The following is a 22,363-nucleotide window of genomic DNA, read 5'->3' as shown; positions in this document are numbered from 1 at the left end:
CGGAGGGAAACTCCCTTGTCTCCTCTTCTACGTATATTTGCAGGGCAATCAGTACACAATCATCGACCCATGTATTTTCGCGACGTTGCCGGACTTGAAGACCTGAAAACCTATCTGAGACGAACGGCTCAGACGAGGCAGATAGCCCATGCACAGCTCTTTGCCGGAGAAGAGGGGGGAGGGGCTTTCCCTTTGGCTTTGGCCTACGCACGCTATCTCAACTGTCAGACGCCGACCGATACGGATGCTTGTGGTCATTGTCCGTCGTGTCTGAAATACGATGCGCTGGCACACCCCGATCTGTTTTTCGTCTATCCTGTCGTAAACGCGTCCTCTTCGCCTACACCGAGCGATGACTACATCCGTCAGTGGCGCGAGATGCTCGGGTCGGAATCCTACTTTACCCCTGCCGACTGGCTCGAATACATCAAAGCCGGCAACAGCCAACCCATCATCTACAGCAAGGAAGCCGAAGCCGTGGAGCAGAAACTCAGCTTCCGCATCTATGAAGCCTCGTATCGTGTGGTGATGATTTGGCAACCGGAGCGGATGAACGAAGCCATGGCAAACAAACTGCTGAAGCTGATAGAGGAGCCGCCCGAGCATACGCTCTTCTTTATGATCAGCAGCGAGCCGGACAAGGTGTTGGGAACGATCAGGAGCCGTACACAGCTGATCAACGTGCGCTTGCTGCACGAGATCGAAATAGTGGAAGCCTTGTCTCGTAACAATAAGGGAAATACGGCAGACATCATCCGCATAGCGCATTTGGCAGAGGGCAACTATCGGCGAGCCATGGATCTCTATCGGGGCGAATGGGCTGATCGCGACAACTTTGTGCTTATGGGGCGAATGATGGGTAGTATCATCAAGGGGGATCCCTCCAAGATGCGTCCTGTGGCAGATGAGTTGGCCGCTCTCGGACGCGTCAGCCAGATCGGGTTCCTTACTTATTGTTTGCGGCTCTTTCGCGAGTTGTATATAAGTAGAGTAGAGGTTGCAAAGCTGAACTACCTCTCTCCCGAGGAAGAATCCTTCGTCGATATGCTCAGCGGAGGCATTACGGGACAGAATATCCGACCGGTGATGGAGGAGGTGGAGCTGGCTATCCGTCATATTCGTCAGAATGGAAACGGTCGGATGATTTTTTTCGATCTCCTCCTCCGCCTTACGGCCGCTCTTGCCCCTGCCCTTCGCGCCAAAGGCCTTAAATAAGCAACCCTGTCTTTCCCCCTTTATACGGCTTGTACATAGAGGGAGTGCGCCCTGATCGCATCACCATTTCACTGTATTTTTGTCGCTTTTTCACATCCGTTCAAGGCGTATATTGCTTTTTTCGGATATTATTTCTACATTGCGGGCAAAGATGATTCGCACCGCTTCCTGAGGTTTGTACAGCCTCTCGAAGCGGCGATTCTAATCCGGATTGTTAAAAACACTAATAACAACGACTTCACCATGAAAGTGTACAAGACAAATGAGGTGAAAAACATCTCCATTTTGGGTAGCTCCGGCGCCGGAAAAACCACCCTTGCAGAGGCGATGCTCTTCGAGGGTGGAGTGATAAAACGTAGAGGAAGCATAGATGCAGGCAATACGGTCTGCGACTATTTCCCCGTAGAGAAGGAGTATGGATACTCTGTATTCTCTACGGTTTTCTCTGTAGAGTGGCAGGATAAAAAGCTGAATTTCATCGACTGCCCGGGAGCGGACGACTTTATCGGCGGTACCGTCTCGGCTCTGAACGTCACGGACTGTGCCCTCGTAGTAGTGAATGCGCAGTATGGCGTGGAAGTAGGGCTTATCAATCAATTCCGCTATGTGGAGCAGTTGCACAAGCCCGCCATCTTCATCATCAACCAGTTGGATCAGGACAAGGCCGACTTCGACTCTGCTGTATCACAGCTTCGGGAGCGATATGGCTCCAAGATAGTGCCCGTACAGTATCCCGTAAATGCGGGAGCAGGGTTCAATGCCGTGGTCGATGTGCTGAAGATGAAAATGTATCGCTGGAAACCTGAAGGAGGTGTGCCCGAGGTGCTGGAGATTCCGGCCGAGGAGCAAGACAAAGCGAAAGAAATGCATCAGGCTTTGGTGGAGGCTGCGGCCGAAAACGATGAGAGCCTGATGGAAAAATTCTTCGATCAGGGAAGTCTCTCTGAAGAGGAGATGCGCGATGGTATCCGTGCCGGTCTGATCTCGCAGGGTATGTACCCCGTGTTCTGTGTCAGTGCGGAGAAGGATATGTGTGTGCGCCGTACACTGGAGTTCCTCGGCAACGTGGTTCCCGGCGTGAACAAACTGCCGGCACCTGTGGCAGTGAGCGGAGAGGAAGTGAAACCCGATGCTTCGGCTCCCCTTTGCATCCATTTCTTCAAGACTACGATAGAACCGCATATTGGTGAAGTATCATATTTCAAAGTAATGAGCGGTACCCTCACCGAGGGAGTAGATCTGCTCAATGCTGACCGAGGCTCCAAGGAGCGCATCAGTCAGATATTCGTGCCGGCCGGACAGCAACGCATCAAGGTGGACCAGATGTGTGCCGGCGATATAGGAGCTACAGTGAAGCTCAAAGAGGTACGCCGTGGCAATACGCTGAACGAAAAGGGTGTGGAGCATCGTTTCGACTTGGTCAAATTCCCCGAACCCAAGTACCGTCGTGCCATCAGGGCTGCCAACGAATCCGATACGGAAAAGATGAATGCGGCTCTGAATGAGATGCGCGAAGAGGATCCGACATGGATCGTGGAGCAGAGCAAAGAGCTGCGTCAGACCATTGTCAGCGGACAAGGGGAATTCCACCTGCGTACGCTCAAATGGCGATTGGAACATAACGAAAAGATCGAGATAGAATATATAGAGCCTCGTATCCCTTATCGTGAGACCATTACAAAGGCTGCTCGTGCGGACTATCGTCACAAAAAGCAGTCGGGTGGTGCCGGCCAGTTTGGTGAGGTGCACTTGATCGTGGAGCCGTACAGTGACGACAAACCACTACCCGAATCGTTCAAATTCGGCGGCCAGGAGTTTCGTATCACTCCGCGCGACACGCAGGTAGTGGAATTGGAATGGGGCGGTAAGCTCGTCTTCGTTAATAGCGTAGTGGGTGGTGCCATCGATACGCGTTTCATGCCTGCCATACTGAAAGGCATTATGTCGCGCATGGAGCAGGGTCCGCTGACCGGTTCGTATGCTCGCGATGTGCGCGTAGTGGTTTACGATGGTAAGATGCACCCTGTGGACAGCAACGAAGTATCGTTCATGTTGGCCGGTCGGAATGCTTTCAGCACGGCTTTCAAAGAAGCCGGCCCGAAGATTCTGGAGCCTGTCTATGATGTGGAAGTATCGGTTCCTGCCGATTATTTGGGCGATGTCATGAGCGATATGCAGGGACGTCGTGCCATCATCATGGGTATGAACAGCCGCAAGGGTTATGAGCAGCTTTTGGCGAAAGTGCCTCTGAAAGAGCTTTCCAACTATTCCACTTCGCTCAGCTCTATTACAGGTGGACGCGCATCTTTCACGATGAAGTTTGCTTCCTATGAATTGGTTCCTGCCGATGTACAAGAGCGTCTGCTGAAAGAATACGAAGAGCAGACCAAAGACGAAGCATAGTCTCTGCGCTTCGATCGATTACCAACCCAAGCAAAGAGGCCGCGCCACCTGTTGGCGCGGCCTCTTTCTCATGTTGTGAGCCCGAGAAAAGCTGCTTTTCTCTGATTGGAAATTTGAGGATTGCTTTCGTCTCGTCTCTACCTTTTTCCACTCAAAAGGCCTTCGCCTTTCGTCAAGATTTTCCGACTTTAAGTGTAATCCTTGTCGCTAAGAATGGCGGCTTTTGCTTTTGCCTTTGCGAGGTTGCGTGGACGGAGGAGTATGGCGATCGTTGCGAGAGGAAGTAGTGCGATCGAACAGCTTGGCAATGAGATCCGGTCGTCCGATTCGGTGTAGCTCGCGACGGATCTTGTCGGCTTCTTCCCGTTTGTACCAGAAGAAAAACATGTGCTGGCGCATCTTTTCTTCTTTCTTGATGGCTGTATATACAGGCTGAAGCGTATAAGGATGGTAGCCGGTGTAGTACATTTCCGTCGCTAAAGTCATAGGTGTAGGAGTAAAGTCCTGTATCTGTTCCAGTTTGAAGTCGAGCTTTTTTGTCAGTATCGCCAGTTCGGCCATATCCTCTTCGGTACAGCCCGGGTGGCTGGATATGAAATAAGGGATGAGTTGCTGACGCAGCCCATGTGCTTCGTTGATACGTTGGAAACGTTTGGTGAATTCGGCGAACTGCCGGAAAGGAGGCTTGCGCATCAGATTGAGTACGCGATCCGAGCTATGTTCGGGAGCTACTTTCAGACGTCCTGATACATGCTTTACGATGAGATCCTCCGTATATTCGTCCGCAGCTTTCTTCAGTACCTTGTCTTTATAATTATGAAGGAGGAGATCCATTCTTACACCACTGCCGATAAAGCTCTTCTTGATCTTGGGATTCTTGTCGATCTTTCTCAATAAATCCAGCAGAGGACGATGATCGGCGTTCAGATTGGGGCACACATTCGGATGAATGCAACTCGGCTTTTTGCAGCGTTTGCAGATCGAGAGGTCGTAGCCCTGCATTTTGTACATATTGGCCGAAGGGCCTCCGACATCGCTCAGGTACCCCTTGAAATCCTCCATTTCAGTGATCTCTTTCACTTCGCGGAGTACGGACGCTTCGCTGCGTGAGGCTATAAATTTCCCTTGATGGGCCGAAATGGTACAGAAGGCACAACCACCGAAACAGCCGCGATGAACATTGACCGAGTGCTTGATCATCTCATAGGCTGAAATAATCTTCCCCTTATAACGCGGATGAGGCAGGCGCGTGTACGGTAAGTCGAATGACTGATCTATTTGTGCCGTATTCATGGGTGGAAAAGGGGGATTGACCACGATGGTAGAATCTCCGACGGCCTGGAGTATGCGGTCTGCCTCGTAGCGATTGCTCTGTATCTCTATCTCTCGGAAGTTCTGTGCCTGCTTGCGTTTGTCCGACAAACATTCTTCATGGGAGAAGAGATGCCGATCGTTTTTGCAGGGCACAGGTGTCTTTCCTTTTGGAACAAGATAGGCTATCTGCCGAATGCTCTTCAAACTGTCGAACGGTTCGCCGGCTATCAATCGCTGTGCTATCTCGTGCAAAGGAAGTTCTCCCATGCCGTAGATCAGGAGGTCGGCACCTGATTGATAGAGTATACCGGGGAGCAATTTGTCCTGCCAATAGTCGTAATGCGTCAGCCGGCGGAGAGAAGCTTCGATCCCCCCGACAATGACCGGTACATCCGGAAACAGCTCTTTCAGTATGCGGGTGTAAACGATGGTTGGGTAGTCGGGACGCATATCCGAACGTCTGTCCGGTGTGTAAGCGTCTTCGCTGCGCAGACGGCGATTGGCGGTGTATTTATTCACCATCGAATCCATCGCTCCTGCCGAAACTCCGAAAAACAAGCGAGGACGTCCCAATTTGCGGAAGTCCCGAAGATCGTCGCGCCAGTTCGGTTGGGGAACGATAGCCACACGAAGCCCTTCGGCTTCTAAAATTCTTCCTACGACGGCAGCTCCGAAGGACGGGTGATCCACATAAGCATCTCCGCTAAAGAGAATGACATCCACTTCGTCCCATCCTTTGGCCTCCATTTCTTTTTTGGAGGTAGGTAACCAATCTGTCAGGGGATGATGCTTTGCCATCGGAAGCAGTCGGTGATAGCAGCCTTATCGAGCTGAGGCTTTTCCCGGAAAAGACCGAATAGTGCAGATCCGGAACCGGACATTGCAGCGTACAAAGCCCCCGACCGATAGAGCATTTCTTTTAGTTCGGCAAGTCGAGGATGTTCAGGGAAAAGGCTTTCTTCGAAATCATTCACCAATTTCCCTCTCCATTCATCTACGGGCATGTAAACAATCTCATCCGGCATTGTCTCTCGTTTGCCCACATGCTTGAGACCTTTGTATGCAGCTGCTGTGTTGATATGGATGGGTGGTTTTACTATAGCGATATGGAGACCGGACAGAGAAAAATTGGGTAGCGGAGTAAAGACTTGGCCAAGGTCGGTGGCCAATACCGGCCGATTTCCTACGAAAAAAGGACAATCGGCACCGATCGTCAGTGCTATTGCCGCCAATTCTTTGTCATCGATCGGTAGAGAGAAATAGTCCCTCACCAACTTCAGCATGAAAGACGCATTCGAAGAACCTCCTCCCAAGCCTGCTCCTGACGGAATGTGCTTGATAAGCTCGATAGTCAGTGGGGGAAAATCAAATTTTCGGCGAAGAGCCAAGATCGCTTTCATGACCAAATTGTCCTCCGTTGCAGCATCAATGGGAATGCCATGGACGGAAAGACGGTCGCAAGTATCCTCTCGTACTTCGATCTCCAAAGCATCGGTCAGCGGGATCGGATAGAAGACTGTCTCGATGTTGTGGTAGCCGTCCGCTCGCTTGGCTACAACCTGCAAGCCGAGGTTGATTTTTGCATTGGGAAAAACGATCATGGCTCAACTATTTGAGATCGATTATTCGTCATGCAAAGGCATAACGCAGGATGAAAAGAACAGCCAGAATGTAAAGAGGTAGGGATATACTGCGGTATTGTCCGGACAAGAGTTTGACAAAGACGAATGCCAACATCCCCAAGGCCATTCCCTCTGCGATAGAGTAGGTGAGTACCATTGTCAGCAGTGTGATGAAGACGGGAAAAGTCTCGGACAGGTCGGACAAATCGATCATCGAAATGGATCCGAGCATAAATACCCCTACCATCACAAGAGCACCTGTCGTAGCTGCACCCGGGACAAGGAGAAACAGGGGCGACAGAAAAAGAGCCAACAGGAAAAAGCTGCCCGTAACCAATGCCGTCAAACCCGTTCGTCCTCCTTCGGCAATGCCCGATCCGCTCTCCACATAAGTAGTTACCGTGGAGGTGCCCAGTATGGCACCGAGGCTTGTACCGATGGCATCGGCCATCATGGCCTGCTTGATATTCTTGACATTCCCTTTTTCGTCCATCATTTCAGTCTTGGCAGCTGCTCCTATCAGTGTGCCGATCGTATTGAAAATATCCATGAAGACGAGAGCGAATATCGTCATAGCCATATCGAACGAAAGGAGAGGGGCGAAATCCATTTGCAGGAAAGTGGGACTCAGGCTCTGCGGAGAGGAGATAGGGGCAAATCCTTCGGGAATGGTTGTCACTCCCAGCGGAATGCCGACGATCGTACAAATGGCGATACTGTAGAACAAAGCCCCTCGCACCTTGCGCACGACCAGTGCCGCGCTGAGGATGATACCGAGGATGGCCAGCAAGAATATCGGAGTGAAAGGCCCGAGAGCGACCAATGTAGCCGGATGGGATACGATAATACCGGCGTTCTTCAGTCCGATGAAAGCGATAAACATGCCGATACCGGCCGAGATAGCATAGCGCAGATTGTAAGGAATGCAATCGACGATCTTCTCACGGATATTGAATGTCGTCAGCAGGATGAAGACGATCCCCTCCACAAAGACGGCAGCCAGTGCAGTCTGCCAAGAGTAGCCCATGCCTTGAACCAGAGTAAAGGCGAAGAAAGCGTTGATCCCCATGCTCGGAGCTTGAGCGAAGGGCAGCTTGGCCAAAAATGCAATCAGCAGCGTAGCCACGGCCGAAGAAAGTGCCGTGGCCGTGAATACGGCTCCTTTGTCCATCCCTGCTGCAGCAAGAATATCAGGGTTGACCGCCAAGATGTAACTCATGGTCAGGAAAGTGGTCACCCCTGCAATAAACTCCGTTCGGACGGAGTGCTTCTCGGGATTGAATCCGAGAATGGATTGCCAAGTTTTCATTTTTTACTGAAGAGTTTCGTTCAGTTGAAAGTCCATTTGACCGCAAGAGTAGGGATGCAGGAGAATTTGTCCATGCGAGCGAAGTTCCTGCTGATTTCCATCTCTGTCCCTATGCTGAGATTGAAATCCTTGTCGATGCCTTTGATGCGATTGAGGTTGATCCAGAACTGCGGTTCGGACAGGAATACGAACTTATCCCCTTCTTTGAGCACAGGGCCCCCGATTGGGTTCTCTTGGGGGAAACCCCAAAGATCGAGGAAGCCGTTGAAGGTAAGCAGACCGTCCAGAAAGTGCATGTACCAAGTGCCGGTGATCTGATAGGTGTGGAAGTCGTGCGCACCCAGATGCTTGTACATGGGCGTGATCGTAAATCCACGTGTAAAGGAGGGGTTGTTGTAGGTGTAGGTGGCACCGATCAGAGCATCATGTCCGAAAGTAAAGCTTGTGGAGAGGCCTCCGTTGTACTCCAAATGAATGGAAACGGGAGCTTGCCAAAACTTCAGTTCGCGCGAAATCTCCCAATAAGCCGACCGGATACCGTCGCGCGCATAATCCATGTCGATGAAGAAGAAGGTGCTTCCCCATTTGTCGGGTGTGAAGTTTTCCACTGTGGTAGTCAGTTTGGGACGTCCATCTAGTTCGTCGTAGATGGAATGACCGAAATCGTAGTGCAACTGCACGTTTTGTGCGTTGGCACACAGGCCGAGGAGCAAGGCCGCTCCGGAAAGAATAGCTTTTTTCATTATTGTCGATTATGAATAAGATGATTTGCAAAAGTAGGCAATATGCGTTCCAATTCGCGCAACCAGAGGATCAGACTCGTCGCGAGGATGATGAGAATCCAGTCCATCGGGGCAAGGGGTACTACGCGGAACATGCCTCCGCCAAAAGTCGTGATGATGATTTGTCCTATAAGAATCAGCAGGGCGATGAGGACGAAGTTGCGACATTTCCACAGCCGGTGCAGGGCACTCCGCCCTGTCATAAATGCTTTGGCGTTGAACATATTCCAGAATTGGAGGAAAACGAATATGGAGAAGAATGCACTTAGCTCAAAGTCGGAAAGGGCATTCTCTACAGGCCGGAAGTCGAAAAGGGCAGTAGCCCATGCACCGAGGTGGAAGTCCATCATGCTGTTGAGTTCGGCATGTTTGAAGTATTGGATCAGGCTGAAGAGCAGCAAAACGAATCCTCCGCCAAGCCCGAAAATTCGTCGTGCCATCAGCGGGTTGATGATGGCATCGTCCTGCCGGCGGGGTTGCTCCTTCATCACACCCTTGTCGGGAGGGAGCGAAGCCAAGGACAAGGCGGCGAAAGTGTCCATGATGAGATTGACCCACAGCATTTGCGTCACGGTAAGGGGCGACTCCGTACCCACAAATGCGCCGATCAGAACGATGATACAGGCCACGACGTTGATGGTCATCTGAAAGAGGATAAAACGGCGGATATTCCGATAAAGCGATCGTCCCCACATAACGGCTTTGGCAATGCTGCTGAAAGAATTGTCCAGAATGGTGATGTCGCTCGCCTCTTTGGCTACGGCAGTGCCATCGCCCATCGAGAGGCCCACCTGTGCGCGGTTGAGTGCAGGAGCGTCGTTCGTGCCGTCGCCCGTCACGGCCACCACTTCGTGAGCTTCCTGCAGCAGGCGTACAAGCCTTTCCTTGTCCATCGGACGAGCGCGGGACATGATACGCAGTTCGCCTATCCGAGGGCGCAGTTCCTCGTCGGTGAGGGCTGCGAAATCCGAACCGGTGATCATATTCCGCTCCGTACAGCTTTCGTCCCACAGTCCTATTTGGCGACCGATCTCCCGGGCGGTACCCGGTGTATCGCCCGTTACGATTTTCACCTGAATGCCGGCCTTCATACAGTCGCTGATCGCTTCGGGAACGTCGGAGCGAATGGGATCGGCTATGCCGACTATACCCATGAAGCGGAGGTCATGCACGTGGAGACGCCCATTGGCAAATACCTGCTCCTCGTCGGAGGACAGCTCCTTGTATGCAAATCCGATGGTACGCATTGCCTTGCCCTGATATTCGGCGAGCTTTCGGGTATAGGAGCCGACTTTTTCTTCATCGGGCAAGGAGCAGAAGCCGAGCACGATCTCCGGTGCGCCTTTGACCCAGAGTACAGGCTTGCCGAGGGAAGCCGATCGGACTACCGTGGCCATGTATTTGCGCTCGGTGGAGAAGGTCAGTTGCAGGAGTAGGGGGCAGGCTTCGCGCACGGTCAGATAGTTTATTCCCCTCTCTCTGAGCCATAGGAGCAAGGCTCCTTCGGTGGGGTTGCCGAGGGGACGTATCGCCTTTTCGTCCGAGCAGTCCAGATAGGCTGTGGAGTTGGCGGCCATGGCTTCGGCCAGAAGCGAAGAATCTGCCTCATGCTCTGGATCGAAGTATGTGTCTGCCACGGCCATGCGATTCTGTGTCAGGGTTCCCGTCTTGTCTGTGCAGATGACGGTAGCTGCCCCCATGGTTTCGCAAGCATGCATCTTTCGTACTAGATTGTTAGTCTTCATCATGCTGCGCATGCTGTAGGCCAGACTCAGCGTCACGCTCATGGGCAATCCCTCGGGGACGGCTACGACGATGACCGTGACGGCTATCATGATCTTATTGAGGAAAAAGGAGAGGGCATACGCCCAGTCGAAGGGGAAGAATCCGCCGTTGGCGGCGTACATGATGATGCTACCGATGAGTACCAAGGCTGCTATGCTATAGCTGACGTTCGTGATCAGGCCGGCCAGATGGTCGAGCTGTCTGTTCAGGGGCGTCTGTACGCTGTTGTCTGGTCGGGCACCCTCGAATACCCGTCCGTATTCCGTGGCGTCGCCCACCTTTTCCACCCTGAAAGTGCAGTGGCCGTCCAGAATGGTGGTGCCTCGGCAGATGTAATCGGAGGGGTAGGTGGCTTCCGCGTCGAAGTCCTGCCGGTCGGTGGTTTTGTTTACAACGGGTTCGCCCGTCAGGCTGGATTCGTCGATCTGTAGCGAGATGGCTTCGATGAGTCGGCCGTCGGCCGGAATTTGCTCTCCCATTTCCAGAACGACCAGGTCGCCTACGACGATTTCTTTTTTGAGCACCCTGCAGATCATGCCGTTGCGATATACCTTATATAATATGTCTTCATTGACCTGATTCAGGATCTCGAACTCCTTCTCGGATTTCATCTCGAAGAAAAAGGCTACTCCCGTGGCCAATACGACAGCGAGCAGCACCCCTGTCGGCTCCAGAAAGACGGAGACGCCCTCTCCGCCCGTGAAGTAGTGATAGCAAGCCACGGCAAACGAAAGCACCATGGCCACGAGCAGGATGATGATGATGGGATCTTTGAACTTCTCGAAAAACTTGCTCCAGAGCGATTCGCGCTCGCGGGGAGTCAGTTCGTTCGAGCCGTGGGTAGCTCGGCTATGTAAGACTTCGGCATCGGACAGTCCTCGATGCGAGGAGGAAGGGGGAGACTTGTGGGTTTCCCCGGTGGGCATATTCATCAGGTGTTGTGTAAAAAGTTTTTCTTGACTCGTATGATGCGAAATGCAGAGTGCGATAATCGGAGACAAATGTACTTTTTCTTTAGCACGATTGCTTGCGTTTTCGGACGATGGCCGAGCGGGAAAAGGGCTGTTCGGTGGAAAATCTGCATCTTGTCGCCGAAAAGGGTCGCTCCAACTTGAGACCTTTGCAAAATAAGGAGGTGGAGGGAAGAGGAGTTCTTGGCATAAAAGGAGCGAGTGAAAGGGGTGGCAGTAAGGAGTGAAAGTAGTTGTAAATCCCCCCCTTGAGGAGCTACTTGCACGAGCTCCTCAAGGGGGGGTATGCCTTATCCTACGGATGAGGACATAATTATCCCCGGGGTTCTGTATAAATTAAAGGCGATGCTTTCAAGAATGTTTTGAGTATGGGTCTTGGCAAGTCCCCGGTATCGACATCGTCCGCCATGAAACCACCGGCGAATACTGCCAAAGGTGCGTTCGATGGTGCTCCGTATCGGACCGATTGCTTTGTTTCGTTGCTTCTCTTCCTCGGTCAATGCCCTGTTGCGTTGTGCCTTGTGCATAATGCCGTCTTGAAGGTGATGGGTTTGCAGGTAGGAACGATTTTCCCCGCAAGCATATCCTTTGTCCGCCAAGACGGCTGTGCCTTGAGGTATGTTTGCACCCTGCAATAGGGGAATAAACTCCTTCGTGTCACTGCGGTTCGCTGCTGTCGTTATCACCTTTTGAACAATGCCTTGAACATTGGTCAGACAATGCTTTTTGTATCCGTAGTGATAACGCTTTTGTTTGCACACCCAACGGGCTTCTTCATCCGTCCCTTTACGTTGACGGACAACCTGTTTTTGATAATCCTCCTCTGCCTCTTTTTCCTCACGCCAGTTCGATCTAAGCGAACATACCATAAAAATAACAAGTAGCTGTAAATCATACTCTTTTGTGATTCTCCGGCTGCATAATGATCGGGAAGAAGGGGCGGCTTCCAAGTCATTGGGTTTCAGATGTAGATAAAAAGCCATCTGAAAGCAATATAAGTGCCTGAAAAACACTGTGTGGAAAATAAAACACACTAATAACCAATGTGTTGTGCCATTTCTTTATATCGAACTCACGTTAAGAAAAGACCAATGGTCATATCGCAAAAATGCCGTACAATGGTCTCTAATAAGCCCCTGGGCAATGTTGTACTTCTTCTCGATGGCATACTTGCTCCGGGGCTGCCGAGGTATTCTTCCACAATGTGAAGACGCTCGGAATCGGTCAAATGTTTCGACATGATTACTGGTTTTTTTGACCTCTCCGATTCAGTACACGTCAGTTCGTAAAAATGGCGGTTTGGCGTTTGGAAAAACGTGGCTCGGGAATTTTTTCGTTTTGGTTCGGGAAGTAAAAATTTTACGCGCCACAACGGAAAAATTCTCGCTCGTGAATCTCAGAAAACTCGAACCGCATTCCGGCCAATTCCGGAACCAAATTCGTGAGGAATCTGCTTACAACGTCAGTTCGACGTAAGAAAAAGCCAATGGATTTGTTTTCTGATTAGTGGTAAACGCCCAAAGGACGTGGGCATTATGCTTGAAAAAGTAGCGAATTATTTGTATCTTAGCAGTTGATAATCAATAAGATACGAACAAACAAAACGCTACTTTATGAAGACAAATATAGTTGATGTTTTTTGCATCATAGATGATTTCTCCAAGCTTTTTGATGAAACAATCAAGAAAAAGACCCTCGAAGAGGCAGACAAAAAACGCAGGAATAGAAAGTTTAAGATGTCGGACAGTGAGGTCATGACCATCCTGATCCTTTTTCATCTGTCAAGATACCGAGATTTGAAAGCTTTTTATCTTCAATACATCACCCATTCTTGTCGATCCGAGTTTCCACATCTTGTCTCTTATAATCGCTTTGTGGAGCTGCAAAGCAGGGTAGGTTTCAAGCTGATAGCATTTCTCAATATGTGTTGTTTGGGTCAATGTACAGGCATCTCTTTCATCGATTCCACCCCATTGAAGGCTTGTCATATCAAACGAGCTCATGGGCATAGGACAATGAGGGGATGGGCTCAAAAAGGCAAAAGCACCATGGGTTGGTTTTATGGATTCAAGCTGCATATTGTTATCAACGACAGGGGTGAAATCATCAACTATCAAATCACACCGGGCAATTGTGATGACAGAGAACCTCTGAAAGACGGAACATTCACCAAGAATCTTTTTGGCAAACTCATTGCCGATAGAGGCTACATTTCCCAAAACCTTTTTGACCGGCTCTTTGTCGATGACATCCACATGATAACCAAAATCAAAAAGAACATGAAGAACTCCCTGATGCATCTATATGACAAAGTTTTATTGAGAAAGAGAGCCTTGATCGAAACGGTCAATGATATGCTCAAAAATGTCTGTCAGATAGAGCACACGAGACATCGCAGTGTCAACAATTTTGTCACCAACCTGATCTCCGGTATCATCGCTTACAACATCCTGCCTAAAAAGCCTGAACTCAATATTGAAATCATCAGAAACCCTAACTTTCCTATTTCCGCTTAGATCGAACTGACGTTATTATACAATGAATTAACAAACAAAATACACACCAATCGCCGTGCAAAGGTCTCAACTTGGAGGAAGTAATTGCAGTGCCGATTTGCAGATTGTCCGGTGGGAATTCTGCATTTCATGGCCGAGATGCAGATTCTCCACCGAACAATGGCATTCCCGCGGCCGAAACCGTGGCTTGTATCTCTCTTTTTTGCACTTTTGGTCGGATTTATATAAGAACAAACCCCAAACGACCTTTCAGGCGGCCGTTTGGGGTTCGATGTTTATGCTCGGTTTTTTACAGTCGCGGGAGGATTCCCTTTCCCCCTTCCTGTTGGTAGAGCCTTATTTATAGTTTATCCAGCGGATGATCTCTTTGATCGATGGCTTCTTGCCGTACATGAGCACGCCTACGCGGTAAATCTTCGCCCCGATCCACGTCATCAATACGAAGCATCCGTACAGCAGGCCGATGCTTAGCAACTCCTGCCACAGCGGAACGTCGTAGGGCAACCGCACCATCATCACAAGGGGGGAGGTGAAAGGGATCAGCGAACACCAGAATGCGAGCGATCCTTCGGGATTGTTCATGCTGCCGTAGGCGGCATAGAAGCCGAACATCAGGAGGATCATCACGGGCATCATGAACTGGCTGGTGTCTTCGTCGTTCGATACCATCGAGCCGATAACGGCGAAGATTGAGGAGTAGAGCAGGTAGCCGCCGATGAAAAAGATGAGAAACATCACGAACAGCTCTCCGAAGTTGATGCCCCCGATGATGTTCATCACTTCCTTCATCTCGGCGAAGTCCTCTGCATTCATGGACGAGGCCATGCCCGTTATGTCGGAAGCCTGCATCCGACTCAGGGCCTCTGGGCTGTACAGATTGCCGAGGAAGGCGATCTGTGCTACCGTCAGCAGCAGTACCGTGAGCACTCCCCAGCAGATGAGCTGCGTAAGGCCTACGAGACCGATACCGATGATTTTGCCCATCATCAGGTCGAACGGCCGTGTGGAGGACACCATTACTTCCATGATCCGGTTTTTCTTCTCTTCCAGCACGCCGGCCTGCACCATAGCCGCCAAAGTCATGATCAGAAAGAAGATGACTACCATCATCATCATGCTGATGCCCGAAGCCAATTCACCCGATGTGCGTTCGTTGGTGCCGTCCTCGCTCCATTTATAGGTATGCACCGATAGCTCTATCTTGCTGTCGGCGAGGATCTGCTTGATGTCGGGGATGTTGTAGGATGCTATCTTTTTGTCGGAGAGATAGTCGGACAGGATCCTCGAGATATGATTGCTTACGGAAGCAGGCAGTTGCTTGTAACCGTATATGGCCACGGCGTTGGGATCCTCGAGCAAATCCTGACGGATTTCGAGAACGGCGTCGATGCCTGATTTGTCGGCTCCCATTTTCCTGTATTCTTCGGCAGTCTTCTCGGCATGGACGAATCGGAATTCGTCGTTCTCCTTGAATAGCTGCTCGTATTCTCCCGTGCGGTCGGCAATGGCGATGGTCTTCATGTCGCCTCCGAGCTGCGCCAATACGATCGGCAGAGAGACCAGCCCGACGAAGAGGATGGGCATCAGGATCGTCATCACGAGGAAGGATTTCTTTCGGACGCGAATCATGTATTCGCGTTGTATGATAGTGTTAATGTTGTTCATAACGTCAGTGTGTATCGGTGTTTTCTTGTTGTGCTTGGATCGGATTCTCTTCCTCTACGCCGTGGCCTACGGTCTTGATGAATATGTCGTGCATGCTCGGGATCTCTTCGTAGAAGGACACGAGCCGTACCGACTCGGGCAGGTCGCGCACGAGATCGCGGTTGTGCGCCGTGGTTTCTTTGCGCACTCTCAGCTTCGTCATGGAACCCGGCAGCTCCGTCTTCTCCAGTATCCGGATCCGGCCGAGGTAGTCTGCCGGCAGCTCGCCTTCGACTACCATGCGGATAATGCCGAGGCTGTTCTCCCTGCGCACTTCGCGCACGGCTCCGTGGAGCACTACGCGCGATTTGTTGATCAGCGCGAAGTCGTCGCATACTTCTTCCACCGACTGCATGTTGTGCGTCGAGAAGATGACGGTACGCTCCTTGCCGGCCAGCTCCAGTATTTCACGCTTCAGCAGGTCGGCATTGACCGGATCGAATCCGCTGAAGGGTTCGTCGAATATGAGCAATTCCGGTTCGTGAATGACGGTGCACACGAACTGCACCTTCTGCTGCATCCCTTTGGACAGCTCCTCCACTTTTTTGTTCCACCAGGGCATGATGTCGAACTTCTCGAACCAGTCGGTGAGCCGCTTGCGCGCTTCGTGTTTGTTTACTCCTTTGAGTTGCGCCAGATAGATGGCCTGCTCGCCCACTTTCATCTTGGGGTACAGCCCTCGCTCTTCGGGCAGATAGCCGATGCGGCGAACGTCCTCCGCCTGCATGGGACGGCCGTCGAAGATCACTTTGCCCTCGTCGGGAGCGGTGATGCGGTTGATGATACGTATCAGACTGGTCTTGCCGGCACCGTTAGGGCCAAGCAGACCGAAGACGCGCCCCTTCCGGACGCTTATGCTCACATCGTCCAGCGCAGTATGGGCTGCATACCGCTTGCGAATATGATTGGCTTCTAAAAATGGCATAATTATTGGTTTGATTGAATGATAGTTGTCAGTTCTTCGTAAGAAGGGATTTCGGGCAGGAATACGTAGCCGCTCTGTTCGTAATCCACTAGACAGGCTGCATGCTGCAATCCGTTGCTCAGAAGCAAGAGCGGTACGCGGAAGATGAAGTTGTAGCAGAGGATTTGATCCATCGTCTTCTGAGTCAGCGACACTGTCGGAGCCTTGTATTCGCAGAGAACGATCGGCCGCAGATTCGTATCGTAGACGACCGTATCGCAGCGTTTCTTCCGCCGGTCTATTCGTAGCTGTGCTTCGTTGCGGATCAGATCGGCCGGGTATCCCAGCACATCGGTCAGATAGTGGACAAAGTGCTGGCGCACCCACTCCTCCGGCGTTAGAGCCACATAGCGATGCCGAATACTGTCGAAAATGAGCATGGACTCATCTTCTTGGCGAATACGATGTTCGTAAGGAGGAAGGTTTAGCTGAATCATCCTATCTTTGTTTCGCTCGGGAATCTTAGAATTTTCGGAACGAGTGTTACAAATATAGGTCTGTTTTTATGAAAACGAAGCAAGAGATAGTTGAGAACTGGTTGCCGCGATATACGCAGAGGCAGCTGATCGATTTCGAACCGTACATCCTGCTGACGAACTTTTCGCACTATCTGCATGTCTTCGCCGAGCACTACGGGGTACCTATCGTCGGAGAACATACCTCCATGCCGAATGCTTCGGCCGAAGGCGTCACCCTCATCAACTTCGGCATGGGTAGTGCCAATGCGGCTACCATCATGGACTTGCTCTGGGCTATACACCCCAAGGCTGTGATCTTTCTCGGCAAATGCGGAGGCCTGAAACTGGAAAATGCTTTGGGCGATTACCTCCTGCCCATAGCTGCCATACGCGGCGAGGGTACGTCCAACGACTATCTGCCCGAGGAGGTGCCCTCTCTGCCCTCCTTTTCCGTACTGCGAGCCATTTCGTCAGCCATTCAGAACAAAGGCAAGGACTACTGGACAGGTACGGTCTATACTACGAACCGGCGGGTCTGGGAGTACGATGAGAAGTTCAAGGACTATCTGCGCAGTACGCATGCAAGCGGCGTGGATATGGAGACGGCTACGCTCATGACGGTAGGATTTGCCAATAAGATTCCCATGGGAGCGTTGCTTCTGATTTCCGACAGACCTATGTTCCCAGAAGGTGTCAAGACGGAAGAGAGCGATCAGCTCGTAACGGACAACTTTGCCGAAGAGCATCTGATGCTTGGTATCGATGCTCTCGAAATCATTCGGGAGAACAAATCTTCCATCAAGCATATTCGCTTCAACTGGTAATACCCCCCCCTCATCTCTATGGCCTCCTATTCCGATATTGTCGATTCTGTACGTAAGTGCCAATTCTCGCCACTCTATCTGCTGGCCGGCGAGGAACCCTTCTATATAGACGAGTTGGCCACTCTGCTGGAGACGCACGTGGTGCCGGTAGATGAATGGGACTTCAACAGGGTTATCCTCTACGGCGACAAAACCTCCGTAGCCGATATAGCGAACGAAGCGCGCCGTTTCCCGATGATGGGCCGGAGGCAGTTGATCGTCGTTCGGGAGGCGCAGTTAGTGGACAATATCGACTTGCTCGAAGCACATTATGGCACTTTCCCCGATACTACGATTCTGGTCATTGCCTATAAGAAGAAACCCGATAAGCGAAAGGCTTTCTATACGAAGGCTGAAAAGCTCGGGAAAGTATTCGTGTCCGAGACCATACCCGACTATAAGATGCCGGACTTCATCCTGTCGGCTGCTGCCGGCAAGAAACTGACCGTATCGCCCGAAGTGGCATATATGCTGGCCGATTACCTCGGCAATGATCTGGAGAAGTTGATGAATGAGCTGGACAAGCTTATTCTCATAACACAAGATAGTAGGGGAGTGGTCACGTCCGAGATCGTGGAGCAGCATATCGGAGTAAGCAAATCCTTCAATAATTTCGAACTCCTTCGTGCCATAGTCAATCGCGAAACGGGCAAAACCTTTCGCATCGCTCACTACTTTGCCAGAAATGAGAAGGAGCACCCCATACAGGCCACTCTACCCGTACTCTTCAACTATTTCAGCAACCTGATGATCGTTTGCTACTTGCCACAGAAAAATCCCGATGCTATCATGAAAGCATTGTCGATACGCAATTTCCAAGTGCGCGACTATATGACAGGGCTGAAGATGTATTCGACGAGGAAGGTTTTCGACATTATACACGAGATCCGGATGACGGATGCCCGCAGTAAGGGGGTGGATACGACTGGCACATTTGCCGGCAGTGGGGATTTGCTTCGGGAGCTACTCCATTTTATATTCCATTGATCCGTTTCTCCCGTAGTAATCCAATAACATCAACCCAATAAAACAGGATAGTTTTTCTCGAACTAAAAGTTGCAAAAACAACGAATAGCAATTCGCTGTACGAGTGTAAACTTTGACTAACTTTGCAAAAGCATTTTTTCAAAACATAATCAACAAGAAAATTAGAAATGAAAACTCCTGCAGAACTGAAGTATTCTAAGGATCATGAGTGGGCTCGCCAAGAAGGCGACGTTGTCTTCATCGGTATCACGGACTATGCTCAAGGCGAATTGGGCGAAATTGTCTATGTGGACGTTACTACCGAAGGCGAAACGCTCGAGGCTGATGAGGTTTTCGGATCGATCGAAGCTGTGAAGACTGTTTCCGACCTGATGATGCCTATCGCCGGCGAGGTATTGGAAGTGAACCCTGATCTGGAAGAGCAACCCGAACTCGTAAACAGCGATCCCTACGGTGCCGGTTGGATTATCAAGGTTAAGGCTGCAAATGCTGCCGACTTCGACAACCTCCTGAGTGCTGCCGAATACGAAAAACTGATAGCTCAATAAATGCAGCCTTTGGTAAGCATCATCATGGGTAGTACTTCCGATCTGCCCATTATGGAGAAAGCCGCCAAAATGCTCGATGAAATGCAGATTCCATTCGAGATGTTGGCGCTTTCGGCTCATCGTACTCCGGCTGAAGTAGAGACTTTTGCACACGAGGCCAGAGCTCGCGGTATCAAGGTAATTATCGCTGCTGCCGGTATGGCAGCTCATTTGTGTGGCGTAATTGCTTCCATGACGTCTATTCCGGTAATAGGTGTACCCATCAATGCCACTCTTGACGGAATGGATGCTCTGTTGGCCATCGTTCAAATGCCTCCGGGGATCCCCGTTGCTACTGTGGGGATCAATGCTGCCCAGAATGCAGCACTTTTGGCCGTCCAGATGATGGCTACCGGCGATGAAGCTCTCTATGCTCGACTGGAGGCCTATAAGGAGTCGCTCAAAGAAAAAGTCGTTAAGGCCAATCGCGAGCTGGCAGAGGTGAAGTACAACTTCAAAACGAATTAAAGCCCTGTCCTGCCCCGTTGGTCTTCGGCACAAAAAAGATCGGCAGTCTATAGCCGTGGCTTATTTATGAGCCGCTATCGGCTGTAGTCTGCCTTTCTTTTTCTCTATTATCTTTTCGAAGTAGTGTGAGTCGTTCCCGCTCGAATCGGCAATCCAAAGAATATAGCAAGACTATGCTCGATCTGTTCGGATATAAAAGACGCAAGACATCCGTAGCTCAAATAGGTGATACACCTCTCGGCGGAGATTTTCCCATTCGCATACAATCTATGGCCAATGTGTCCACCATGGACACACAGGCATCTGTCGATCAGGCAGCTCGAATTATAGATGCAGGGGCTGATTATGTCCGTTTTACGGCTCAGGGTGTACGTGAAGCCGCCAATCTTCAGCATATCCATGCCGGGCTATGCCGTTTGGGCTATCACATACCATTGGTAGCGGATATTCACTTTAGTCCCAAAGTTGCAGAAGAAGCTCTGTTGCATGTGGAGAAGGTGCGCATCAATCCGGGCAATTTCGTCGAGATGAAGTCCGGGGGCAATCTGACTGAAGAGGAAGCTTTCGATCTGGGACATAAAGCTGTGAGAGAACGTTTCGGCTCTTTCGTGGAAGATGCCAAACGATTAGGGCGAGCCATCCGCATCGGAGTCAATCATGGCTCTCTGTCCGAACGTATGCTTACGCGCTATGGCGATACGGCTGAAGGCATGGTACAAAGCTGCATGGAATACCTCGATGTATGCCACGAACATGAGTTCGACGATGTGGTGATCTCGATGAAAGCATCGAATACTTTGGTCATGACAGCAGCTGTACGCCTTCTTGTGGAACGAATGGATGCTGCAGACATGCACTATCCGCTTCACATCGGTGTCACCGAGGCTGGCGATGGTGAGGACGGGCGGATCAAGAGTGCTGTCGGCATAGGTTCGCTTTTGGCTGATGGCATTGGCGATACCATTCGTGTTTCACTGAGTGAGGATCCGGAGCATGAGATTCCGGTAGCCCGCAAATTGCTTGCCTATATAGAGAAACGTAACGGCCACCCGTCGGTAGCTGTTCCTCAACCAGATCGTTACGATCGGGATAAACTCCGGCGCCAAGAAACATATGCTGTCGGAGACTTTATCGGAAGTAAGCACATTCCGATTGTCATATCGGACCGCAGACAGGGAGATGATCATTTCGATACCGAACTCTTGCCTGACATCGTACTCGGGGCCGATGGTCGGTATTATCGTGAGGATATGCTGCTGGAAAATATCGTTTTTCGTTCCATCCGACAGGATGATCTGACTGACGATTGTCTACAGACTATTGAAGCAATCTCTGACACAGTTATTATCCTTGAATCCGTGGGTATCAATCCCGTAGCTGAATGGCGTGCAATGCTTCATCGTTTGGAGCTGGCAGGATGTCGATGTCCTGTCATCCTGCACCGCAGGTATGACTGCACCGATTTGGAAGATCTTCAGCTACAAGCGTCGGCTGACATGGGGGCTATACTTCTTGAAGGGCGAGGCAATGGGCTTATGATTACTGCAGACAAACTGCCTTCGGTCGCTGTGAATCACTTGGCTTTCGGTATTTTACAAGCTACAAGGTTACGTATGAGTCGGACGGAATATATCAGCTGCCCGAGCTGTGGCCGTACATTGTACAATTTGCAAGAAACCGTAGCTCGAATCAAAGCTGCAACTGCACATCTAAAAGAATTGAAGATCGGCATTATGGGCTGTATCGTCAATGGGCCGGGTGAAATGGCCGATGCCGACTATGGCTACGTAGGGGCGGGTCCGGGACGAATCGATCTGTATAAACAGAAGATATGTGTTCGTCGTGGTATTCCTCAGGAGCAGGCCGTACAACAGCTTATCGAACTCATCAAAGAAAACGGAGACTGGAAAGAGCGTTAGTTTTCCGGAAGGACTATTTTTCTCAGTTGATCACTTTCCTTTCAGAGACCCAAGCAATGAAAATCAAAATTATCAATCGCTCGCATCATCCCTTGCCGGCATATGCGACTTCGGCATCTGCCGGTATGGATCTGCGTGCATCCATCGAAGAGCCTATCACGTTGTTGCCACTCGAACGTCGTCTCATTCCAACAGGCCTCTTCATCGAACTCCCGGTAGGATATGAAGCACAGATCCGTCCCCGAAGTGGACTGGCTCTCCGACACGGTATTACGCTGGTCAATAGCCCAGGGACTATCGATGCCGATTATCGCGGTGAGATAGGGATTATTATGATCAATCTCTCGAATACTCCTTTTACCATAGCAGATGGCGAACGGATTTGCCAGCTTGTTATCGCCAGACATGAACAGGCCGAATGGGTGCTTACAGACGAATTGGCCGATACGGAACGAGGTGCAGGCGGATTTGGTCATACGGGCAAAGAATAATTTTC

Annotated in this window: 19 protein-coding genes and 2 pseudogenes; 10 read left to right on the top strand and 11 right to left on the bottom strand. The window is 50.7% G+C overall.

The window, feature by feature from the left end:
• The first annotated feature begins 69 nt into the window (after positions 1-69).
• Entirely contained in the window at positions 70-1,215 is a 1,146-nt protein-coding gene (gene holB, locus PGN_RS04860; RefSeq protein WP_039417200.1) for a DNA polymerase III subunit delta', read from the top strand.
• A 243-nt stretch (positions 1,216-1,458) separates the two neighbouring features.
• Positions 1,459-3,618 (top strand): elongation factor G, encoded by a 2,160-nt coding sequence (locus PGN_RS04855; protein ID WP_004584164.1) that lies wholly within the window; start codon positions 1,459-1,461, stop codon positions 3,616-3,618.
• 207 nt (positions 3,619-3,825) lie between these two features.
• On the opposite strand, the gene PGN_RS04850 is transcribed toward PGN_RS04855, so the two are convergent.
• From PGN_RS04850 to PGN_RS11880, 8 genes and pseudogenes are all read right to left on the bottom strand, one after another.
• Positions 3,826-5,730, bottom strand: a complete 1,905-nt coding sequence (locus tag PGN_RS04850; RefSeq protein ID WP_012457957.1) for a YgiQ family radical SAM protein — start codon at positions 5,728-5,730, stop codon at positions 3,826-3,828.
• Positions 5,709-6,533: a 4-(cytidine 5'-diphospho)-2-C-methyl-D-erythritol kinase gene (gene ispE / locus PGN_RS04845; RefSeq protein ID WP_012457956.1), complete on the bottom strand. Its 825-nt coding sequence runs from the start codon at positions 6,531-6,533 to the stop codon at positions 5,709-5,711. The genes PGN_RS04850 and ispE overlap by 22 nt, the downstream gene beginning before the upstream one ends.
• A 28-nt stretch (positions 6,534-6,561) precedes the next feature.
• On the bottom strand, positions 6,562-7,863 hold the full coding sequence (locus tag PGN_RS04840; protein ID WP_012457955.1) for an NCS2 family permease: 1,302 nt from the start codon (positions 7,861-7,863) through the stop codon (positions 6,562-6,564).
• A 20-nt stretch (positions 7,864-7,883) separates the two neighbouring features.
• Entirely contained in the window at positions 7,884-8,606 is a 723-nt protein-coding gene (locus PGN_RS04835; protein WP_012457954.1) for a DUF5020 family protein, read from the bottom strand.
• Positions 8,606-11,362 (bottom strand): calcium-translocating P-type ATPase, PMCA-type, encoded by a 2,757-nt coding sequence (locus PGN_RS04830; protein ID WP_039417198.1) that lies wholly within the window; start codon positions 11,360-11,362, stop codon positions 8,606-8,608. Before PGN_RS04830 ends, PGN_RS04835 begins: the two co-directional genes overlap by 1 nt.
• 178 nt (positions 11,363-11,540) lie before the next feature.
• A pseudogene (locus PGN_RS12370) lies at positions 11,541-11,667 on the bottom strand (DNA methylase); the annotation flags it as partial.
• 24 nt (positions 11,668-11,691) lie between these two features.
• Positions 11,692-12,237 (bottom strand): annotated as a pseudogene (locus PGN_RS04825) (transposase); the annotation flags it as partial.
• A 432-nt stretch (positions 12,238-12,669) separates the two neighbouring features.
• Positions 12,670-12,771 (bottom strand): DUF1661 domain-containing protein, encoded by a 102-nt coding sequence (locus tag PGN_RS11880; protein WP_231844262.1) that lies wholly within the window; start codon positions 12,769-12,771, stop codon positions 12,670-12,672.
• Between PGN_RS11880 and PGN_RS11875 the strand changes: the two genes are divergently transcribed.
• Complete coding sequence (locus PGN_RS11875) at positions 12,740-12,877, top strand: DUF1661 domain-containing protein (RefSeq protein WP_230847027.1); 138 nt, start codon at positions 12,740-12,742, stop codon at positions 12,875-12,877. The genes PGN_RS11880 and PGN_RS11875 overlap by 32 nt on opposite strands.
• Before the next feature lie 137 nt (positions 12,878-13,014).
• Positions 13,015-13,917: an IS982-like element IS195 family transposase gene (locus PGN_RS04820; protein WP_012457950.1), complete on the top strand. Its 903-nt coding sequence runs from the start codon at positions 13,015-13,017 to the stop codon at positions 13,915-13,917.
• A 336-nt stretch (positions 13,918-14,253) separates the two neighbouring features.
• On the opposite strand, the gene PGN_RS04815 is transcribed toward PGN_RS04820, so the two are convergent.
• The 3 genes from PGN_RS04815 to PGN_RS04805 are packed head-to-tail and all read right to left on the bottom strand — an operon-like array spanning position 14,254 to position 17,022.
• A complete protein-coding gene (locus tag PGN_RS04815; RefSeq protein WP_012457949.1) occupies positions 14,254-15,582 on the bottom strand; it encodes an ABC transporter permease in 1,329 nt (442 codons plus the stop codon).
• A gap of 4 nt (positions 15,583-15,586) precedes the next feature.
• Entirely contained in the window at positions 15,587-16,546 is a 960-nt protein-coding gene (locus PGN_RS04810) for an ABC transporter ATP-binding protein (protein ID WP_012457948.1), read from the bottom strand.
• Between the two features lie 2 nt (positions 16,547-16,548).
• Entirely contained in the window at positions 16,549-17,022 is a 474-nt protein-coding gene (locus tag PGN_RS04805; protein WP_012457947.1) for a type I restriction enzyme HsdR N-terminal domain-containing protein, read from the bottom strand.
• 68 nt (positions 17,023-17,090) lie between these two features.
• Here PGN_RS04805 and PGN_RS04800 point away from each other — a divergent pair, with 68 nt between their 5' ends.
• The 6 genes from PGN_RS04800 to dut all read left to right on the top strand — a co-directional run bounded on the left by PGN_RS04800 (position 17,091) and on the right by dut (position 22,358).
• A complete protein-coding gene (locus tag PGN_RS04800) occupies positions 17,091-17,867 on the top strand; it encodes an AMP nucleosidase (protein WP_005874391.1) in 777 nt (258 codons plus the stop codon).
• Between the two features lie 18 nt (positions 17,868-17,885).
• The gene (gene holA / locus PGN_RS04795; protein WP_012457946.1) at positions 17,886-18,893 is read left to right on the top strand and encodes a DNA polymerase III subunit delta; all 1,008 of its coding nucleotides are present in this window, start codon (positions 17,886-17,888) and stop codon (positions 18,891-18,893) included.
• 167 nt (positions 18,894-19,060) lie between these two features.
• Complete coding sequence (gene gcvH / locus PGN_RS04790; protein WP_004584176.1) at positions 19,061-19,441, top strand: glycine cleavage system protein GcvH; 381 nt, start codon at positions 19,061-19,063, stop codon at positions 19,439-19,441.
• A complete protein-coding gene (gene purE / locus PGN_RS04785) occupies positions 19,442-19,948 on the top strand; it encodes a 5-(carboxyamino)imidazole ribonucleotide mutase (RefSeq protein WP_004584177.1) in 507 nt (168 codons plus the stop codon).
• Positions 19,949-20,121: 173 nt separating this feature from the next.
• The gene (locus PGN_RS04780) at positions 20,122-21,867 is read left to right on the top strand and encodes a 4-hydroxy-3-methylbut-2-en-1-yl diphosphate synthase (protein WP_012457945.1); all 1,746 of its coding nucleotides are present in this window, start codon (positions 20,122-20,124) and stop codon (positions 21,865-21,867) included.
• A 56-nt stretch (positions 21,868-21,923) separates the two neighbouring features.
• Positions 21,924-22,358 carry a dUTP diphosphatase gene (gene dut / locus PGN_RS04775; RefSeq protein WP_012457944.1) on the top strand — a complete coding sequence of 145 codons (435 nt, stop codon included), beginning with the start codon at positions 21,924-21,926 and terminating at the stop codon, positions 22,356-22,358.
• Positions 22,359-22,363: the final 5 nt, after the last annotated feature.

Source organism: Porphyromonas gingivalis ATCC 33277, assembly GCF_000010505.1.
Classification (GTDB): domain Bacteria; phylum Bacteroidota; class Bacteroidia; order Bacteroidales; family Porphyromonadaceae; genus Porphyromonas; species Porphyromonas gingivalis.
This window is presented reverse-complemented; position numbering and strand designations above follow the sequence as displayed.

Bases quoted from the DNA above. Each gene is read 5' to 3' on its own strand.
- PGN_RS04820 (WP_012457950.1), top strand. From the start codon at position 13,015: ATGAAGACAAATATAGTTGATGTTTTTTGCATCATAGATGATTTCTCC.
- ispE (WP_012457956.1), bottom strand. From the start codon at position 6,533: ATGATCGTTTTTCCCAATGCAAAAATCAACCTCGGCTTGCAGGTTGTA.
- purE (WP_004584177.1), top strand. From the start codon at position 19,442: ATGCAGCCTTTGGTAAGCATCATCATGGGTAGTACTTCCGATCTGCCC.
- PGN_RS04830 (WP_039417198.1), bottom strand. From the start codon at position 11,362: ATGAATATGCCCACCGGGGAAACCCACAAGTCTCCCCCTTCCTCCTCG.
- holB (WP_039417200.1), top strand. From the start codon at position 70: ATGTATTTTCGCGACGTTGCCGGACTTGAAGACCTGAAAACCTATCTG.
- gcvH (WP_004584176.1), top strand. From the start codon at position 19,061: ATGAAAACTCCTGCAGAACTGAAGTATTCTAAGGATCATGAGTGGGCT.
- PGN_RS04805 (WP_012457947.1), bottom strand. From the start codon at position 17,022: ATGATTCAGCTAAACCTTCCTCCTTACGAACATCGTATTCGCCAAGAA.
- PGN_RS04840 (WP_012457955.1), bottom strand. From the start codon at position 7,863: ATGAAAACTTGGCAATCCATTCTCGGATTCAATCCCGAGAAGCACTCC.
- PGN_RS04780 (WP_012457945.1), top strand. From the start codon at position 20,122: ATGCTCGATCTGTTCGGATATAAAAGACGCAAGACATCCGTAGCTCAA.
- holA (WP_012457946.1), top strand. From the start codon at position 17,886: ATGGCCTCCTATTCCGATATTGTCGATTCTGTACGTAAGTGCCAATTC.
- PGN_RS04855 (WP_004584164.1), top strand. From the start codon at position 1,459: ATGAAAGTGTACAAGACAAATGAGGTGAAAAACATCTCCATTTTGGGT.
- PGN_RS04850 (WP_012457957.1), bottom strand. From the start codon at position 5,730: ATGGCAAAGCATCATCCCCTGACAGATTGGTTACCTACCTCCAAAAAA.
- PGN_RS04800 (WP_005874391.1), top strand. From the start codon at position 17,091: ATGAAAACGAAGCAAGAGATAGTTGAGAACTGGTTGCCGCGATATACG.
- PGN_RS04835 (WP_012457954.1), bottom strand. From the start codon at position 8,606: ATGAAAAAAGCTATTCTTTCCGGAGCGGCCTTGCTCCTCGGCCTGTGT.
- dut (WP_012457944.1), top strand. From the start codon at position 21,924: ATGAAAATCAAAATTATCAATCGCTCGCATCATCCCTTGCCGGCATAT.
- PGN_RS04815 (WP_012457949.1), bottom strand. From the start codon at position 15,582: ATGAACAACATTAACACTATCATACAACGCGAATACATGATTCGCGTC.
- PGN_RS04810 (WP_012457948.1), bottom strand. From the start codon at position 16,546: ATGCCATTTTTAGAAGCCAATCATATTCGCAAGCGGTATGCAGCCCAT.